The sequence below is a fragment of the Desulfovibrio sp. JY genome (genome assembly GCA_021730285.1).
GTDB lineage: Bacteria > Desulfobacterota > Desulfovibrionia > Desulfovibrionales > Desulfovibrionaceae > Solidesulfovibrio.
The window spans coordinates 1049026-1067483 of record CP082962.1 but is presented as its reverse complement, the minus strand read 5'-3'; the positions used below and the strand labels follow the sequence as shown (position 1 = coordinate 1067483).

General features: G+C 64.2%; 17 protein-coding genes and 1 pseudogene. 10 read left to right on the top strand and 8 right to left on the bottom strand.

What is annotated here, in order from left to right:
* Positions 1-10 precede the first annotated feature (10 nt).
* From K9F62_04800 to K9F62_04775, 6 genes and pseudogenes are all read right to left on the bottom strand, one after another.
* Entirely contained in the window at positions 11-1060 is a 1050-nt protein-coding gene (locus K9F62_04800; protein UJX42009.1) for a 4Fe-4S dicluster domain-containing protein, read from the bottom strand.
* Positions 1060-2506, bottom strand: a pseudogene (locus tag K9F62_04795) (hydrogenase iron-sulfur subunit). Before K9F62_04795 ends, K9F62_04800 begins: the two are co-directional and overlap by 1 nt.
* Positions 2494-4452 carry a CoB--CoM heterodisulfide reductase iron-sulfur subunit A family protein gene (locus K9F62_04790; GenBank protein ID UJX42008.1) on the bottom strand — a complete coding sequence of 653 codons (1959 nt, stop codon included), beginning with the start codon at positions 4450-4452 and terminating at the stop codon, positions 2494-2496. The pseudogene K9F62_04795 and the gene K9F62_04790 overlap by 13 nt, the downstream one beginning before the upstream one ends.
* 20 nt (positions 4453-4472) lie before the next feature.
* Positions 4473-5354, bottom strand: a complete 882-nt coding sequence (locus K9F62_04785; GenBank protein UJX42007.1) for a CoB--CoM heterodisulfide reductase iron-sulfur subunit B family protein — start codon at positions 5352-5354, stop codon at positions 4473-4475.
* Positions 5351-5911, bottom strand: coding sequence for a 4Fe-4S dicluster domain-containing protein (locus tag K9F62_04780; protein ID UJX42006.1), 561 nt, complete (start codon positions 5909-5911; stop codon positions 5351-5353). The genes K9F62_04785 and K9F62_04780 overlap by 4 nt, the downstream gene beginning before the upstream one ends.
* Positions 5912-6393: 482 nt before the next feature.
* Entirely contained in the window at positions 6394-7575 is a 1182-nt protein-coding gene (locus tag K9F62_04775; protein UJX42005.1) for an iron-containing alcohol dehydrogenase, read from the bottom strand.
* A 571-nt stretch (positions 7576-8146) separates the two neighbouring features.
* Here K9F62_04775 and K9F62_04770 point away from each other — a divergent pair.
* The 3 genes from K9F62_04770 (at position 8147) to K9F62_04760 (ending at position 9620) form a co-directional block, all read left to right on the top strand.
* The gene (locus K9F62_04770; protein ID UJX42004.1) at positions 8147-8608 is read left to right on the top strand and encodes a hypothetical protein; all 462 of its coding nucleotides are present in this window, start codon (positions 8147-8149) and stop codon (positions 8606-8608) included.
* Between the two features lie 122 nt (positions 8609-8730).
* Positions 8731-9201, top strand: a complete 471-nt coding sequence (locus K9F62_04765; protein UJX42003.1) for an arsenate reductase ArsC — start codon at positions 8731-8733, stop codon at positions 9199-9201.
* The gene (locus tag K9F62_04760) at positions 9177-9620 is read left to right on the top strand and encodes an arsenate reductase ArsC (protein UJX43130.1); all 444 of its coding nucleotides are present in this window, start codon (positions 9177-9179) and stop codon (positions 9618-9620) included. The genes K9F62_04765 and K9F62_04760 overlap by 25 nt, the downstream gene beginning before the upstream one ends.
* A gap of 188 nt (positions 9621-9808) precedes the next feature.
* On the opposite strand, the gene K9F62_04755 is transcribed toward K9F62_04760, so the two are convergent.
* Entirely contained in the window at positions 9809-10759 is a 951-nt protein-coding gene (locus K9F62_04755) for an IS1595 family transposase (protein UJX42002.1), read from the bottom strand.
* A 120-nt stretch (positions 10760-10879) separates the two neighbouring features.
* Positions 10880-11593, bottom strand: a complete 714-nt coding sequence (gene rpiA / locus K9F62_04750; protein ID UJX42001.1) for a ribose-5-phosphate isomerase RpiA — start codon at positions 11591-11593, stop codon at positions 10880-10882.
* Positions 11594-11787: 194 nt separating this feature from the next.
* On the opposite strand from rpiA, the gene K9F62_04745 reads away from it, so the two are divergent.
* The 7 genes from K9F62_04745 to K9F62_04715 all read left to right on the top strand — a co-directional run bounded on the left by K9F62_04745 (position 11788) and on the right by K9F62_04715 (position 18260).
* Positions 11788-12660: a transaldolase gene (locus K9F62_04745; GenBank protein UJX42000.1), complete on the top strand. Its 873-nt coding sequence runs from the start codon at positions 11788-11790 to the stop codon at positions 12658-12660.
* Between the two features lie 239 nt (positions 12661-12899).
* Positions 12900-13205: a hypothetical protein gene (locus K9F62_04740; protein UJX41999.1), complete on the top strand. Its 306-nt coding sequence runs from the start codon at positions 12900-12902 to the stop codon at positions 13203-13205.
* 161 nt (positions 13206-13366) lie between these two features.
* Complete coding sequence (locus K9F62_04735; protein ID UJX41998.1) at positions 13367-13744, top strand: response regulator; 378 nt, start codon at positions 13367-13369, stop codon at positions 13742-13744.
* Positions 13741-15282, top strand: coding sequence for a SidJ-related pseudokinase (locus K9F62_04730; protein ID UJX41997.1), 1542 nt, complete (start codon positions 13741-13743; stop codon positions 15280-15282). Before K9F62_04735 ends, K9F62_04730 begins: the two co-directional genes overlap by 4 nt.
* A gap of 238 nt (positions 15283-15520) precedes the next feature.
* On the top strand, positions 15521-16156 hold the full coding sequence (locus K9F62_04725; protein UJX41996.1) for a TetR/AcrR family transcriptional regulator: 636 nt from the start codon (positions 15521-15523) through the stop codon (positions 16154-16156).
* A gap of 137 nt (positions 16157-16293) precedes the next feature.
* Positions 16294-17295 (top strand): hypothetical protein, encoded by a 1002-nt coding sequence (locus tag K9F62_04720; GenBank protein UJX41995.1) that lies wholly within the window; start codon positions 16294-16296, stop codon positions 17293-17295.
* Between the two features lie 86 nt (positions 17296-17381).
* Positions 17382-18260, top strand: coding sequence for a hypothetical protein (locus K9F62_04715; protein UJX41994.1), 879 nt, complete (start codon positions 17382-17384; stop codon positions 18258-18260).
* Positions 18261-18458 lie beyond the last annotated feature (198 nt).

The window sequence follows — 18458 nt, the reverse complement described above, 5'->3', positions numbered from 1 at the left end:
GTCTTGCCCTCTAGCCCTTGGCCCTGGCCACGGCGTTTTGCACGATCTCGCGGATGTCCACGGAGACCGGGCAGCTCTTGATGCAACGGCCGCAACCGCAGCAGGCGATGAGCCCTTCATGCAGGGTCGGATAGTAGCTGAACTTGTGGCCGACCCGGTTTTTCAAGCGATGGGCCTTGGTCGGGCGCGGGTTGTGCCCCGAGGCTTCCATGGTGAACTGGAAGTGCATGCAGGCGTCCCAGGAACGCATGCGGCGTCCCTTCATGCCGGCGGGCTCGTCGGTGATGGTGAAGCAGTAGCAGGTCGGGCACAGGTAGGTGCAGGCGCCGCAGCTGATGCACTTGTCGGACTGGGCCTGCCAGAAGGGCAGGTCGTCGAAGGCGTCGAGCAGGGCCTGGGGAGCATTCGCGATGTCCGGAGCCTCGCCAAGGGCCGCACGCGTGCCGGCCTTGACGGCTTCGGCCTCGTCGGCCTTGGCCGCGCCGTCGGCAAGCGCCGGGCTTGCCAGCAGCGCCTCGCCCTTGGGGGTCACCGCCTCGACGGTGTAGCCGCCGGCCACCGGGGTCAGGAGCACGTCCGAACCGTTGGTGTCGGCCGGGCCCGAGCCCACCCAGTGGCAAAAGCAGGTATTTTCCGTCTTGGCGCAGGCCATGGTGACGAAGGTCGTGGCCTCGCGCGCGGCGATGTAATAGGGATCGGGGAACTTCTTGCCCATGTAGACGCGGTCGAAGATGAGGAATCCGCGCGCGCCGCAGGGCTTGCAGCCGAAGACCACCGTGGGTTCGGCCTTGGTGTCCGCGATGAGTTTCAGGGTGGGCTTGCCCGGATCTTCCGCGTCCTTGCCCTGTTCGTAATGGAACAGTTCCTGGCAGGCCGGGAAGATGGAGGACTTGGGCGGAGCCGTGGCGTCGGAATCGAAGACCGGCGTCTTGGTCCCGTCATAGGGCCGGAACACCACGCTGCCGCCTTCCGCGACCGGAACCAGCACCCGGCTTTTGGCGGCCAGGGCGCCGAGCCACTCAGGGAGCTTGTCGCTCGTGATATATTTTAAAGCGGCCATTACCAGTCTCGCTCCTTGATGTTGTCTTCCTCGACCTTGAACTGCAGAAGCGGCGGAATCGCCTGGGGATCGGTGCCGGCCTGGTAGCCGAACAGGTCGTGGATGGTCCGGTTGAGATGCTTCTTGAGCGCCAGAATGGGGATGTCCATGGGGCAGGCCCGCTGGCACTCGCCGCACTCGGTGCAGCGACCGGCCAGGTGCATGGCATGGACCACCTGGAACGTGAGCTTCTCGGTGGCCGTGTCCTCCTGGGTCAGCCAGTGGGGTTCGCGGCTCTGGGCGATGCAGTGGTCGCGGCACACGCACATGGGGCAGGCGTTGCGACAGGCGTAGCACCGGATGCAGCGGTCCATCTGGAAACGCCAGAAGGCCATGCGCTCGGGCACGCTCATGGTGTCCAGGGCGGCCAGGTCGGCGTCCACCGGGGTGGCCGGCACGGTCGGGGAGATGGGATCGCCGAGGAACGTGTCGGCCAGCACCGCGTTGGGGAACTGGCAGCGGCCGCACTTGTCGGCCCGGACCTCGGTCAGCGGCATGGAGACGGTCTTGTCGCCGGCGGTGACGGACACGGTCTTGCCGTCGGTGGTCACGTTGGTAACCGTGCCGGCGGCCGCGCCCGCGTCGGCGATCCGGGCCTTGACTTTGGTCAGGTCGATCACGCCTTCGCAGGGCAGGCCGAAGATGACCACCTCGGCGCGGTCGATGAGGTTTTCCTGGAGCAGTTCCACGACGGAGCGGGAATCGCAGCCCTTGACCACGATGCCGACCTTCTTGCCCTTGAAGCTGGGCAGGTAGACGGCCGGGTTGTGGACGTTGAACGCCCCCCATTCGAGCTTGTCCACATCCGCTTCGTTTCTGATGAAAAGCGGCGTGTTGTGCAGGGGGTCGTAGCCTTTCTGCCAACCGATGACGCACTCAAGGCCGGGCAGTGCCTCCTTGATGCGTGCTTTGAGTTCCTCAAGCCGCGACACGGTTGCCTCCTTGGCCAAGCGCCCCGGCCGCCTTGGCGAGCATGTCCGCGGACACGGCCTCGTAGCGCGGCGCGGGTCCCAGGGCGTGAATCTGTTCGGTGAAAACCGTCACCACCTTCTGCCAGCGCTGGCCCTCCGAGGCCGAAACCCAGGTGTAGTCGAACCGGCCCGGGTCGATGCCGAGGATGGGCAGGAAGCGCTTGAGGACCTCCAGACGCCGGCGGGCGTAGAAGTTGCCCTCGGCGTAGTGGCAGTCGCGCGGGTGGCAGCCGGAGACAAGCACGCCGTCGGCGCCGTTAAGAAGCGTTTTGGCGATAAAGAGCGGATCGATGCGTCCGGAGCAGGGCACGCGGATGATGCGCAGGTCCGTGGGCTGGGTAAACCGACCGACGCCCGCCGTGTCCGCGCCCCCATAGGAGCACCAGTTGCACAGGAATCCGACGATTCGCAGTTCCTTGCCGGTCAGGACTGGCATAAGGCGTTGACCTCCGCGAGGATTTCGTTGTCCGTGAAGTGGGAGAGCTGGATGGCGCCCTGGGGACAGGTCGAGGTGCAAAGGCCGCAGCCCTGGCACACCGTCTCGATGACCTCGGCCTTCTTCTGGCCGCGGAACTCCACTTCCTTGATGGCCTTGAAGGGGCAGGTCATGATGCACTTGCCGCAGCCCACGCAACGCTTGATGTCCACGTGGGAGATCTGCGGGTCGCTTTCCAGCATGTCCTTGGAGAAAAGCGCCAGCACCTTGGCCGCGGCGGCGCTGCCCTGGCTCACGGACTGGGGAATGTCCTTGGGACCCTGGCAGGAGCCGGCCAGATACACGCCGGCGGTATTGGTCTCGACGGGCTTGAGCTTCACGTGGCTTTCCATGAAGAAGCCGTATTTGTCGTAGGAGATGCGCAGTTTCTCGGCCAGCTGCGGCGCGCCCTTGGCGGCCTCGGCCCCGGCGGCCAGGACCACCAGGTCGGCTTCGACCTCGACCTGGGTGCCGGCCAGGGTATCCGCCCCGCGCACGATCATCTTGCCGTTTTTGGGGTAGACCATGGCCACGCGGCCCCGGATGTAGCGTGCCCCATATTCTTCCATGGCCCGGCGGGTGAACTCGTCGTACATTTTGCCGGGGGCGCGGATGTCCATGTAGAAGACATAGGACTGGGAGTCCGGGATGTGGTCCTTGGTCAGGATGGCCTGCTTGGCCGTGTACATGCAGCAAAAGCCGGAGCAGTAGGGGCGGTCCAGCGACTTGTCGCGCGAGCCCACGCACTGGATGAAGACCACGGTCTTCGGCTCCTTGCCGTCCGAGGGGCGCTTGACGTGGCCGCCGGTCGGGCCGGAGGCGGAAAGCAGGCGCTCGTACTGCAGGCCGGTGATGACGTCGGGGTAGCGCCCGCCGCCGTATTCCGTGACCTTGGAGATGTCGAAGAGGTCGTAGCCGGTGGCGGCCACGATGGCGCCGACGTCCTCGGTCACGATCTCATCGGTCATATCGTACTTGATGGCCCCGGTCGGACAGACCTTGGCGCACACGCCGCACTTGCCCTTGACGAACTGGCGACAGGTGGTGGGGTCGATCACGGCCTTTTTGGGGATGGCCTGGGGGAAGGCGATGTTGATCGAGGTGGTGGGCCCGATATTTTCGTTGAAGTGGTCCGGGTTTTTCTTGCTCGGACACTTCTCGGTGCAGGCGCCGCAGCCCGTGCACAGCTCCCAGTCCACATAGGTGGCTTTTTTCTTCACCTGGACCTGGAAGTTGCCCACGTAGCCACCGATGGAATCCACTTCCGAATAGGCGTGCAGGGTGATGTTGGGGTGCTGGGACACGTCCACCATCTTGGGGCCGAGGATGCAGCTCGAACAGTCGACCGTGGGGAAGGTCTTGTCGAGCTTGGCCATCTTGCCGCCGATGGTGGATTCGCGCTCCACCAAAACGACGTCCAGGCCGCCGTCGGCGCAGTCGAGGGCCGCCTGGATGCCGGCCACGCCGCCGCCGATGACCATCACCCGCTTGTTGATGGAGAATTTGCTCGGGGAGAGCGGGGCGTCGCGCCGCAGCTTCTCCACCGCGATGCGCACCAGGTCGATGGCCTTGTTGGTGTTGGCCTCGCGGTCCTTGCCGATCCAGGAGACGTGCTCCCGGATGTTGGCCATCTCGAACATGTAGCGGTTTAAGCCGGCGCGCTCCACGGCCCGGCGGAAGGTGGGCTCGTGCATGCGGGGGGTGCAGGAGGCCACCACCACGCCGGTGAGGTTTTTTTCTTTTATGGCCTGGATGATGCCGCCCTGCCCAGGCTCCGAACAGGCGTACATGGTGTCCGTGGCATAGACGACCTCGGGAAATTCCAGGGAGGTCTGGGCCACGGAGGCCGTGTCCACCGTGCCTTCGATGTTGCTGCCGCAGTGGCAGATAAAAACGCCGATTCGCATTGGCTGTGCTCCCTCGCCTGTTAGCTCGCGCCCGCCAGCGCCTTATTGAGGATGGGCCGGGGGTCGATGGTCAGCTTGTCGAAGCCGAGTTGCGCGTCCGGGATATTGAGCGCCACGCCCATAAGCTGGGTGTAATAGGCCACCGGAATGTGAAAGTGGGTGCCGCCGGCGCGGTTGACCTGCCCCTGCCGCAGATCCAGGTTCATCTGGCAAAGCGGGCAGGCCACGGCGATGATGTCCGCGCCGATGGACACGGCCGCGTCCAGGAGCTTGCCGGTGAGCTTGGCCACGATGTCCTGGCGGGGGATGCCGTAGGAGGCGCCGCAACACTCGACCTTGAGCGGAAAGGGGACGATGTCGGCCCCCATGGTGGCCAGGATGTTGTCCATGGCCATGGGGTTCTCGCTGTCGTCGAAGGCCATGAGCTCGGGCGGACGGTTCATGATGCAGCCGTAGTAGCAGGCGACCTTCAGGCCTTTTAAGGGCGTGCGAACGTAGGTGGCCAGGGATTCCAGGCCGATGTTCTCGACAAGGGCCTGCAGCACCGAAATGGTCTCCACCCCGCCGTCATAGGGATCGTCGAGGAGATTGTTGACCTTTTTGGCGAACTCCGCCTTTTCCATGCGGTGGGCGGCGGTGCGCAGGTTGGTGAGGCAGCTCGGGCAGGGCGTGGTGGCGGCTTTGAGCCCCATGCCGGACACGAGTTGGAGGTTTCGGGCCGACAGGGCGGCGGAAAGGGTGTGGTCCTTGGTGTGGGCCGGGGTCGAACCGCAGCAGCTCCAATCGGGGATGTCGACCAGGGAAAGCCCCACGGCCTCGCACACGGCCCTGGTCGAGGCGTCGTATTCCTTGGACGTGCCCAGGCCCGAACAGCCGGGGTAGTAGGCAATGGCTTCGCTCATGAATTCGACTCCCTCTCGAAGCGCTCGAAAATCCGGGCCACATGTTCCTTGCCCGCGATATCGTGGGGCTTCATGGCGAGCTTGCCCTTGGGGAAGATTTTGGGCCCGAGGTCAAGATCCGTCCAGAAGCGTCCCGTACGCATCACGTAGTTGATGGTCAGCCCCAGCTCGAAGACGCGGCCATGGGCCTTGACCGAATCCAGGAAGGAATCCCAGAAGGTCTTGACCTGGGGTACGGCGGCCAGGCCTTCCCGGCGGGCCATGTGGCGCAGGACGTCCATGACGCAGGCCACGTCGATGTTGTTGGGGCAGCGCGTGGTGCATGATTCACATGTGGCGCAAAGCCAGATGGACTTGCTCGACAGGACGGTCATTTTCTGACCGGCCTGAACCAGGCGCATGATCTGGCTGACGGGGATGTCGTAGGCGAAGGTGTACGGACAGCCAGCTGTGCAATTGCCGCATTGGTAGCACAAGCTGACGTTCTGACCGGACTCTTCCTCCACCCTGGCAACGAAATCGCCGTCGTAGTCGCAGGTGAGATTGATGGTCTGCATACAATCCAATCCTATCCGGTTGACGTGAAAGAAACGGATCTATCGCAAGCGGTTCGCCCAAGGCCCTGGTAGCGGCGGACACGACGACCGCAGTCCGGTGTGGATAGCATGGCGGTCTCTGCTTTGCCACCCCGGACCGGGTGTCGCGCCTGGAGGATTAAGAATTAATAATTTCAAATAGATACTTAGTTGATATCCAATTCGTTTCGGCGTTTCGTTGTATCACAGAGGAACAAATGTGTAAAAAAAAGACTCATTCAGGACGCGTTTCGGGTCTGCATCCGATTTGCATCGGTCGAAAAACACGTCCGTTTCCACCCGCTTGGCATCGCGGCGTCAAGGACGGAGGCAGGTGAAAGACCGCTATCGGAGGCGTCTGCCAACGCCCCCGATGGCGGCTGGCGGTCGGAGGGCACAGCCCCCCAATGGTCCTGATGCTCAAAGGGGGCCCGAAGGCCCCCTTTGACACGTTGGTCCCGTGATTACAGGGCGGCCGTGTAGATGGCGGTCACGTCCTTGTCGGTCGGGCAGCGCGGGTTGGTCAGACCGCAGGCGTCCTTCTGGGCGTTGCCGGTCATGGTCGGGATGTCGGAGGCCTTGACTTCCTTGCCATAACGCTTGCCGAGCTCGATCAGGCCGGTCGGGATGCCGACGTCGGCGGACAGCTGACGGATGGCCTTGAGCGCCAGTTCGGCGGCATCGCGCGGGGCCATGCCTTCGATGTTCTCGCCCATGATCTTGGCCATTTCGGCGAACTTCTCGACCTTGGCGATCAGGTTGAAGCTCTCGACATGGGGCAGGAGGATGGCGTTGCATTCGCCGTGCGGCAGGTCGTAGAAGCCGCCCAGTTGGTGGGCCATGGCGTGGACGTGACCGAGGGAGGCGTTGTTGAACGCCATACCGGCCAGGTACTCGGCGAAGCACATGCCTTCGCGGGCTTCCATGTCCTGACCGTTGGCCACGGCCTTGCGCAGGTACTTGAAGATCAGCTTGATGGCTTCGATGGCGCAGGCGTCGGTCATCGGGTTGGCGATGGTGGACACGAAGGCCTCGACGGCGTGGGTCAGGGCGTCCATGCCGGTGGCGGCGGTCAGCGCCGGGGGCATGCCGACCATGAGGACCGGGTCGTCGATGGCGATGTGCGGGGTCACGCGCCAGTCCACGATGGCCATCTTCACGTGGCGGGACAGGTCGGTGATGATGCAGAAACGGGTCATTTCAGAGGCGGTGCCGGCCGTGGTGTTGACGGCCAGATACGGCATGAAGGGCTTGGAGGACTTGTCCACGCCTTCGTAGTCGTGGATCTTGCCGCCGTTGGAGATGACGAGGCCGATGCCCTTGCCGCAGTCGTGGGAGGAACCGCCGCCCAGGGTGATGAGGCTGTCGCAACCCTCTTTCTTGTAGACTTCGACGCCGTCGTGGACGTTCTTGTCCGTGGGGTTGGGGATGGTCTCGTCGTAGACATGATACTTCATGCCGGCGGCGTCGAGCAGGTCGGTGATCTGCTTGCAGATGCCGACTTTCACCACGCCCTTGTCCGTGACGATAAGCGGCTTGGAACCGCCCAGAGCCTTGATCTTCTCAGGGATCTGTTTGGCGGCGCCGATGCCGATGAGGGTCACGCTGGGAATGAAGAAACCGTAAACTTGCTCGCGAACTGCCATGGTGCCAACCTCACTTGGGTTAAGGTTATGGTTTTGCGAACGGACCCCAAACCTGATTTCCTTGCGGCTTTTGGGTAAACGCTGCCCCTAATAAGCAAATCCTGGGCCATTTTAAATATTGAATAAATTCAGTATAATAAAAAATAGACCGCGGATTGGACGGGACTGCCCTGTCCGGCTGGGGCTCACGCGACACTGTGTCATTGCGTCCCAGAGGGGAATCGATGGGTAAAAAACGACCATTTCCGGGGGTTGGCGCATTATGGACAAGTTGTCCCACCCCGCGACGGCGATTGGGTAAAAAGGTCACAGCGGCGAGCAATGGGGCGACTTGTCCCAAAAGGCACAAGCGTTTTTTTAGAAAAGTACAATTATTTTAATAGAATAATAAAAAATGTCCCAACACGGTGAGGCGGGGATAAAACGACACAGGACGGCCAGAGCGACCCGCCGACGCCGCCTTATATAATGATGCCGCCCAAGGTGCCCGCCCGGGTTGCGCCCTGGCCACGATATGCTACCGTTCGCGACAAACTGTGCGTGAGCACGGACGCAACCCAAGGAGGATGCTATGCAGCGAATACTGGCGACCCTGGCTTTGCCCCTGGCCCTGGTCCTGATGCTGGCGGCCGGATGCGGCAAGTCCGACGAGAAAAAGGCCGAACAGAAAACCGCCACGCCAACCGCCCAGGACGTCAAGACCGACGTGTCCAAGGCCGCCGCGACCACGGCCGCCTTCACCAAGGATCAGCTGGACAAGCTGCGCACCGACGCCGCGGCGCGGCTGGCGGCCATGGACAAGGAGATCGACGCGCTTTCGGCCAAGACGGCGACCCTGACCGACCAGGCCAAGGCCGACGCCCAGAAGAAGCTGGAAGCGATCAAGGCCGAACGGGCGGACGCCGGGGCCAAGCTCGACGCCCTCAAGGCGGCCGGACAGGATGCCGCCAAGGACGTCAAGACGAGCTTCGACGCGGCCATGGACAAGCTGACCAAGGACTACGACGCGGCCAAGAAGGCGTTGCAGCAGTAGTACGCGCCCTACCCGGGCCGGCCGGCGTCCGTCCGTTCGGCCCGGATTGCCCCGCGTCACCGGATCGTCACCAGCCTTCTTTAGGGAAGGAGACAACGCTATTTCCCGGGAGGGCGATCACCATGCGGGTCCTTTTCATCTGCGTGCACAACAGCGCCAGGAGCCAGATGGCCGAGGCGTATCTTGAAAAATTTTGCGGCGAGGCGGCCGAGGTGACAAGCGCCGGCCTTGATCCCACCAGCGTCAACCCCCTTGTGGTCACGGTCATGGCCGAGGAGGGGATCGACCTGTCCGGGAAAGGCACGCGCAAGGTCTTCGACCTGTACCGCGACGGCCTGCTCTTCGATTATGTGGTCACGGTGTGCGAGGAATCCCTCGAAGGCCAGTGCCCGGTGTTTCCGGGCGTCACCCACCGGCTGCACCTGCCGTTTCCCGACCCGGCCACGGTGGAGGGCTCGGAGACGGAAAAGCTGGCCGCGGTGCGCGCCATCCGCGACAGCATTCGGGAGCGCATGCGTTCCCTGGCCGGGCAGATAATGGCCGAGGGGAACAGACGCCCCGGGGATACCTGGGAAGGGGGGAAGGGCGCGTGAGCACGAAAAAAAACATCCTTTTCCTGTGTACCGGCAACGCCTGTCGCAGCCAGATGGCCGAGGGCTTCGCCCGGGCGCTCAAGGCCGACGTGCTCACGCCGTACTCGGCCGGCGTGGAGCGCCACGGCCTCGACCCCAGGGCTGTGGCCGTCATGGCCGAAGCCGGGGTGGACATCTCGGGCCAGACGTCCAAGCTGGTCGCCGACCTGGCGCCGGACGTGACCTTCGACGCCGTGATCACCCTCTGCGGCGCGGCCCACGACACCTGCCCCTTCTTTCCCGGGACCGTGGAAAAGCGCCACGTCGGCTTCGATGACCCGCCCGCCCTGGCCGCCGGCGCGGCCTCCGAAGAAGAGGCCCTCGACCACTACCGCCGCGTCCGCGACGCTATTCGAGAGTTTGTGGTGAAGGAATTTTAGGAGAGGAGAGGGGAAGAAGGGATGATGCGAGAGGGGAACCCTTTTTGGAAAAAAGGGTTCCCCTCTCGCGCTCTCCCCTCCCCAAAACTTTTAACGGTTATGGGTGGAGCAATGGCAACATGCCGTAACCGTTAAAAGTTTTTTGAAAGGGGGTCCGGGGGGGAACTTTTTTTCAAAAAAGTTCCTGGTTACGCACAATCCTCAGCCAGTTTGAGCAGTCTGTAAGGCATGGGCGGCGTCCGCAAGGAGACCCAGGCCAACCGCGTGAGCATTGTCGCCAAGTCATAACGGCGATTGAATCGATATCCGAACGAGGCCAGATAGCGCGACACATGTTTGCCTCTCACGGCACGATATGTTCCCAATAATGCTGACTTCACATTGCCAAGCATGGTGTTGACCCACTTAAATACTGAGTCCTGCACAGCCTTGCGGCCACTGTCTTGAACGGGTTCGTGCCGACAGCCCGCAGCCTGGACCTCGGAAAAACATGGCAACCGGTCCGTCACCACCAATGTCCCGGAACGCAAGATTTTCTGAGATGCCCGCTGCACCTCATTACGCCGAAAACCTTTGACTCGGCACAGCTTCATCTTGTGTGGTTGTCCACTTTTTGTCGTTTCAACTGCCGCAATAAACGGAATTTTTCCTGGGGCACCACGTCCACGTTTCCCACCACGTCGTTTACCGCCAAGGTAAGCATCGTCCATCTCTACGCGGCCGGTGAGACGTTGCTGGTGTTCACGTTCGAGCATGACCTGCATCAGCTTGTGAGACATTTTCCAGGCCGTCGTTTGCGTGACACCAAGTCTGCGGGCTAATTCGACACTGGAGATGCCGCCCTTGCTTTGAGTGAGGTGATAAATGGCGCGGAACCACTTCTTGAGGGGAACTTTGGTGGAAGCGAAGATTGTGCCAGCGGTCACCGAAGTCTGCGTACGGCAATGTGAGCACTGAAAGAGCCGTCGCCTGCCAACAATAAGCAGCGAGTACTTATCCCTGCCGCAAATTGGACAAACGAATCCTTCGGGCCAACGCCATTGCACGAGGTGTGCCCAGCATTTCTCCTCGGTGCCGAATTGCGCCTCAAACGCATCTTCGCTCATACCCTTCTGGAATTGCACAATGTTTCTTGCCATATCCAGCGCCTCCAACCCCCAGAAAATACACAAAACAATGACCGCTGACAATTAGCTGATGATTGTGTGTAAGCAGGAAAAAGTTTCCCCCCGGTTCCATTCTCCTCTTCTCCTCCATCCTCACACAGCGAGTTCCTGGACGCCGTCGGGGCCGGCCACCACGATGAGCGACACCATGTCGATGAAGAGGCCGTGTCCGGCCACGCCGGCCCGGGTGTCGAGGCTTGTCGCCAGGGCGGCCGGGTCTTGCAGCGGATCGAAGGCGCAATCCGCGATGACGTTGCCGCGTTCGGTGCGCATGGGGTCGCCGTCCGGGCGCAGGCGCAGGGACGGGTTGCCGCCGATCCGGCGCAGGAAGCGCAGTTCGCTGGCCAGGGCGAAGGGCGTGATCTCCACCGGCAGGGCGTGGCGCGCGCACAGGCGCGGCGAGAGCTTGCCCGCGTCGGCCACGATGACGAGGCGCTGGGCCGCCTGCCCCAGGATTTTTTCGTAGAGCAGCGCGCCGCCGCCGCCCTTGATGCAGTTGCCGACCGGGTCGATCTCGTCGGCCCCGTCGATGGTGATATCGAGGATGGGGGCGTCGTCGAGGCCGGCCACGGGCAGGCCGGCGCGGCGCAGGGCCTCGGCCATGAAATGGGCCGCCGGCACGAAGAACGTGCCGGGCAACTCGCCCCGCTCGGCACGCTCGGCCAGAAAGGGGACGGCGGCCACGGCCGTGGAGCCGTGTCCCATACCCACGGCCATGCCCGGTTCGACCATGGCGGCGGCATGGGCCGCGGCGGCCCGCTTGAAGCCGGCCGTATCCTCGGGACTGAAGGTGCTTGGCGTATTCATGCGCGACGCATACCATCTTTTTGCGCGGGCGAAACCCCGGCGTGGTGTCCGCGGTGAAAAAGCGCTGATCGGCCCGTCCCGGTTTGCCTTTTTCCGGCAAACGGTGTTTAAGTTCAGCCGAGAAGCCCGTAACGGAGCCGGCCGTTCCCGAGACGGCATCGCGTAAACCGTCAAAACCCTGCTGTGAGGCGACCATGCGACCTGAAAGCCTGAAAACGCGTATTTTTCTGGACGGAGCCGACCCCGAGGAAACCCGGCAGGTCGTAAAAGCCCTGGGATTTCTCGACGGCCAGACCACCAATCCGAGCCTTTTGGCCAAAAACCCCGAAGCCCAGGCCCACAAGACCCAGGGCAACAAGTTCAGCGCCACGGCCATTTATCAGTTCTACAAGGAACTGTGCCAGGAACTTTCGGGACTGTTGCCCGAGGGATCGGTGTCCATCGAGGTTTACGCCGACGAGACGACGCCGGTTGCCGCCATGCTGGAGCAGGCGAGGGAGTTCGACACCTGGATTCCCAACGCCCACATCAAGCTGCCGACGACCACGGCCGGCCTGGAGGCGGCGAACGTGCTCACCGGCGAGGGCCGGCGCGTCAACATGACCCTGGTCTTCAGCCAGGCCCAGGCCGCGGCGGTGTATGCCGCCACAAAGGGGGCGGCGCGCGGGGCCGTTTTCCTCTCGCCCTTTATCGGCCGTCTCGACGACCGCGGCGAAAACGGTATGGACCTCATCAAGAACATCCTGCGCATGTACGAGGCCGGCGACGCCCACGTGGAAGTGCTCACGGCCAGCGTCCGTTCCATGGAGCATTTTCTGTGCGCCCTGGCCGTCGGCAGCGACATCATCACCGCGCCCTACAAGATCCTCATGGACTGGGCCGAGGCCGGCCTGCCCATTCCCGGTCCGGCCTATGTCTACGAACCGGCCGGGCTTGCCCCCATCCCCTTTGAGCCCCTGAACCTGGACGCCCACTGGCAGGACTACAGCATCGCCCATCCCCTCACGGACTCGGGTATGGCCAAGTTTTCGGCGGACTGGAATTCCCTGATCGACATGGACGCCTGAGCGCCCTTTTTCCCGGTACGCAGACACACGGCCCGTCGCGCAAGCGGCGGGCTTTTTTTGTTCGGTGTGGTGTATGCATTGCATACGCAGGTGTATTTAAAATGTGCATCCCTGTTGCTGCGCGGTCTGTAGAAAGCCGGTATTCATGCGCTTTTCTCTTTGGCACGCCTGATGCTTTATGCCGGGTGAAGCAACAATCGGTCTTCGGGACATCTGTCCGGGGCCAAAGGAGTATCATCATGAAGCGCATCATTTTATTGCTGACCCTGGCCCTGGCCGTTACCGCCGCCAGCGCTTTTGCCGCCAACAATACGACTTTTACGGCCAACACGGCCAATGCCAATCCGGCCGCCGCCACCACCGTCGGCTGCGGCTACGGCTACGGCCCGATGGGTCCGGGGCATGGCTACGGCATGTCCGGCCGTCATATGGCCGGCTATGGCCACGGCTACGGCCGGGCCTGGGACGCCAATGGGCACGGCCACCGCTACGGCGCCAACGGCCATGGCGGCTGGGGCATGGGTAACGGTCGCGGCATGTATTAAGCCGGTGCCGACGGCCCTGGTGGTCGGCAAGACAGCTCTGCAAGGCCCGTCGCAAAAGCGGCGGGCCTTCTTTTCGTCCTTCCCGCATTGACAAAAGGCGGCGTCGGCCACATGAAGTTAGGGGACACAATCGCCTTCTGAACAAGGCGCTGGGAGGCCGTATGACGCCCGCGCGAGTGATGATCGTGGAAGATGAAGCCATAACCGCCATGGCCACCGGCGCCATGCTCAAGCGGCTGGGCCATCAGGTGGCCGCCTCGGTCGGGTCGGGCGCGGCGGCGCTGGAAGCGTTTTGCCGCTACAACCCCGACCTCGTCCTCATGGATATCCGCCTGGATGGCGATATGGACGGCATCGAGACGGCCCGGGCCATCCGCGCCAAGTCCGATGTGCCGGTGGTGTTCGTCACGGCCTACGTGGACGCCCAGACGCGCCAGCGCGCCGCCGAGACATCCCCTTTCGCCTTCGTTCCCAAACCTCTGGACGAATACGAGCTGGGCGCGCTGTTTAGCCGGCTGCGGGAGGTTCTGCCGTCTTGACCGATCCGGGCTTTGCGGCCTTCGGTCTGGACGGGGATTTCACAGCCGCCTGGCTGGCCGCGCGCCGCCTGGCCGATCTGGCCGAGCGCGATCCCCTGGCCGTCACCCCGGTCGTGGTGGAGGCGTTGACCGGGCTCCTTGTCCGAAACGACCATGCCCGCCAGACCCAGGCCCGTATCCTCTACCGCGACGCGGCCGGGATTCTGGTCAGGCTGCTTGCCGATGGCAAACCGGAGCAGTCAGCGTCCGCCCGGCGGGCGCTGACCGCCGCCCTGGCCACGCCTGGAAAACCGCGCCTGGCCGCCGCCGAGGCCGTGGGCGGCCTGCCGCTGGCCGACATTGTCCCGCCCGAACCTCCCGTTGCCGATCAGGCCGCCCGGCCGGTGCCCTTGGCCACCCTGCTGGTCAGGGCCGGAGCCGATCCCGCCGCCAAACCCCGCCGCGCCGGCCGCAGCCTCGTTGCGCCCGCCCGCCGACCCGGTCGGCTGGTGGTGATCAAATGCCTGCGCCACGGCGAGGACCCGGTGGGGCTGGCCCTGGAAGGGGCCTGGATGGAGCGGTGCGCGGCCATGGACTTTCCCGCGCCCTGCCACGTGCCGGCCCCGTTTCGTGATGACGGGGCCATGCTTTGGGCCGTCGCCGAGGCGCTCCCGGACATCCCCGGCCGCGACCGGCAGGGCCGCTGCCTGGCCTACGTGGCCCGGGAGGACTATTTCCGCTACCCCAACGATCCGTGCCCGGAGGACTTCGACGGGGAGGCGCTTTGCGCCACCCTTGGCCGGGCCGCCTTGCTCCTTGGCTGGCTGGCCGGCCAGGGCGTCGTGCACGAGGCGGCCATACCGCTTTTCCACAACCGGGTGCAGCGCGAGCGCCGCGAGGACGCCGGGGTCTACGACTGGCGGCTGCCCGGCCGGCTGGATCGCTGGCTCGACTCGTCGCGGCACCCCAATTTCGGCGTCTCGGGCCTGCGCGATTTCGAACACCTCGTGTGCCTGCCCGGCGCGCCGGGAAAGCTCTACCGCCACCTCGGGAACCATTTCATAAGCCTGCTGCTCGTCGCCGGCAGCGCCTTCCGCCAACGCGACCCCGGCCTTGTCGGCCTGATGCCGGACGGTGCGCCGGCCGATGCCAGGCATCTTTTCGACGAGGCGGCCCTTGCCCGGATCATCGAAACGATCTTTTCCGGCTACCACGAAGGGTTTGTCGGCACGCCGGGCGCGCCGCCTTTCGATGCCCGCGACCTGGCCCGGCGTATGGTGGAGGAGATGGGCGTGGACCGCCACATGACCGAACTTTTGCGCGTGGCCGACCAGGAAGCCATGACCGACGCCGCGTTCGTGGAATTTCTCACTTCCCGGGGCCTCACCCCGGAAGCGGCCCGGGCGCACACCCGGGGAGCGGCCGACGTGGAACTTGTCACCGGCCCGCACCTCGGCGATTTCAACAACCGCACCAGCCTGCCGGAACTCAACGAAGCCACCGCCGCCGCCGTGGCCGCCTGCCTCGCCGCCCGCCATGGGCGGGATCACCTGCGCTGACGCGGGAGTGGCGAGCGTTTCTTGAAACGCTCGGGCGTAATTTAGAAAATCCGGTAGTCGCCTTCGTTGTCTTCGGGCACGTGCCTGTCGCGTCATGAGGCGGGCCGCAAGGACACCTGTCCCCGCGTTCCGGCATGCGGGTGGGGAGGAGGGCTGTGCTTGTGGTTTCCCGCTTCGTGGAAATTCCCGTTGACAATGTCACCGACCGGTGACTATAGGCCTGGTGGGGGAAATGCACATGTCTGCCGAGCACCATGTCGCCACGGGGAGACCCCGCAACAGGGAAGCCACCAAGAAACTGCTCACCGAGGCCATAGGGCGCGTCCTGGCGCGCCAGGGGTTCACGGCGGTCGGCGTCAACACCGTGGCCCGCGAAGCCGGCGTGGATAAGGTCCTTATCTACCGCTATTTTGGCGGCTTGCCGGGGCTTGTGGCGGCATTTTCCCGCGAGGGCGATTTCTGGCCGAGCTTTGACGAACTGATCGGCGGCGACAAGGAAGCCTTTTTGGCGCTTCCCCGTGCCGAGCGGATGGTCATGGTGGCCCGCAACTATATGCGCGGCATACGCAGCCGGCCCATGACCCAGGAAATCCTGGCCTGGCGGTTTCTGGAATACAATCAATTGACCGAGGCCCTGGACACCGTGCGGGCCTCGATCGGCGCCCGGCTTGTTGAGTTCGTCTGGGGCGGCGTGCCGGGAGATCTGGACATCGAGGCGTTCAATGCCGTGATCGGCGGGGCCATCAACCATCTGGCCGTGCGCGCGCGCCAGGAAAAAACCTTCGCCGGTCTCGATTTGGCCGCTCCGGAAAGCTGGGAGCGCCTGGAAGCCATGCTGGCCCGGATGATCTGGGCGGTTTTGGGCGGGGCATAGTGGAGGGATTTTTTTTGAGCCATATGTCACCGATAGGTGACTATATCGGAACACGTCCAGGGAAGCTGCGGCTCCGGACACGGTGGACTGCCCGGAGCGGACGCGGCCACGGGCCGCTAACACATGAGGAGATGATCATGAACCACGAACGAAGCGGAAAGGGCATTGGCGCGTCGCGGGGCTGGCAGGCCGTTTTGCCTTGGATGTTTGGGGTAACGCTTCTGGGGGCGGCGTTGTTGCTGGCGTATCTGGGCGAGGCCTGGGCGGATGACAATGCCGGCGTGCGGGTAACGCAGGACCTGGAGGCCATGGAGGAGGCCGATCGTGGCGGTCGGCGGGACGCCGGCAAATCCGCCTTCAGCGCGACAAGCCAAGGAAGCTATGTGGCGCCGGTTGCGGTGTCAAAGGCGAGGATGGCCGCCTGGCGCGAGGCGGTGACGCTCTCCTACGACACGGGGCGGCTGGGTTTGGACATGGGGTACACGGGGACGTGGTATGATTTCTCCCGGGTCGGCCGGCTGCCTTTCGGTGGGCGGGCCCCCTTCGAGGCCCTGCATGCGTTGGAGGCGGGGCTGACGGTCAGGGGCGACTTGTGGAGAGCGGTCAAGGGGTTCGTCGGTCTGCGGGGAAACCTGGGATTCGAACGCGATCCCGTCGGCGCTCCGGCCGGGTCGATCCTGGCGGGCGCGAGTTTCCCCCTTGGCGACCACTGGCTGCTGACCCTGGGGGGCGGGGTTTCCGTTTCCAAGATCACGACGCAGGCCTTTCCGGTGGCCAGCGTGCGCTATGCCTCCCCGGCCAGGCCCGATCTGTCCGTCGAGCTTGGCTTCCCACGGACCGAGGTGGCTTGGCGCGGCGGGAAATGGTGGGGGCTTCGCCTCACGGGGGCCATGGACGGCGGTGAGTACAAACTGGCCGAAGACAATCCCGTGGCGGGCGGCGGATTCGTTTCGTTGCTGGAGGCCCGGGTCGGGACCTGGCTGGATTTATGGCCGTACCAGGGATTGTCCGTCAGTCTCGGGGCGCTCTACGCCCTGCCGGGGACGATGACCTTTTACCGGGAGAGCGGTTCGCGCATCAAGGAATACGACACAGGCGGCGGTCCCGGCGGCGCGGCGCGGTTACGCTTCACGTTTTAGGCCTGCCCGCCCCTATTGTCCCAGCCGAGGCCGTCCGATAGGAGGGCATCGACCGCCATCTTGTGGCGTGGCAGTGGGGAAGCGGCATGACAAAACGCGAACGCATGGTCTTTATCGAGGCCCTGGACCGGCTGGGACTGCTCAAGTACGTGGTGGCCGTGCTTTTTACGGGCACGGCCTTTGTGCTGATCGCCGGGGCGTTCGTCTACGAGGAGCTTGGCCGCCGTGGGCCGGCGCTGCCGGTCGTGACGATGCCGCCGCTGGCCGAGGCGGCACCCCGGGCGCCCGGTTACCGGCTGCGGGCCAGGGTCTCGCGCGACGTGCGCTTCACCACCGCGCCAAAGGAGCCGGCCGGGTTCTCGTTTTACGACATCAGCGCCGGGGAAACGCCCCGGACCCTGGCCCACAAGCTGGCTGACAAGCAGTTTCGCCTGGGCCGCGGCCATGGCGAGAGCTGCAATTTCGCCTTCCCGCTGTCCGGCCCGGTCGGCGAACGGGAAGCCGTGGCCGCCTTCATTCGGGAACGCAGCCGGCAGTGTTGCGCCGTGGCGGCGAACCTTCCCGGCCAGCTCGTCACCTACGCCTTTTCCCGCACCGACCGGAAATCGCCGACCCAGGCCGGGCCCATTGCCGGAGCGGCCGTCTTTTCCGAAGTCGCGGGCAGCCTGCTCACCCTCAATCTGCGCTTCACCGACAAGATCGACGGTTACGAAACGGCCATGCGCCGCCATCTGACTGCCCGGTTCGGGCCGCCGTCGGCCATGGGCAAGGCCGGTCAGGCCTGGGCCAGGGAGGGGGGGCTGGTCACCATGGCCCGCACCGGCGGCGCGCTCTCCGTGACCGCCTACTACGCCGCCAATATCGAGCGCCATGCCCAGACCACCATGCGCCTGGCCGCCCGGCCTGCGGACCCGCCGGCCCCGCCAGCGGCAGCGGCCAAGTTGGCTCTGGCCAACGCCCCCTAGCGCAACAGGCTGTCGAGAAGTTTTCCCTGCCCGCGTTGCCACAAAAGGTTCAAGACTCACGGAGGTCAACTCCGCTTCGGCCTTGAACTTTTTTTTCGCCTTGCCAGCGAAAATTTTCACCAGCCTGCGTACAAGGACTTTGCGAACAGGCTGGTAAGGAGTTTTTGGGGAGGGTGGGGGTCCGGGGGAGGGAACCCT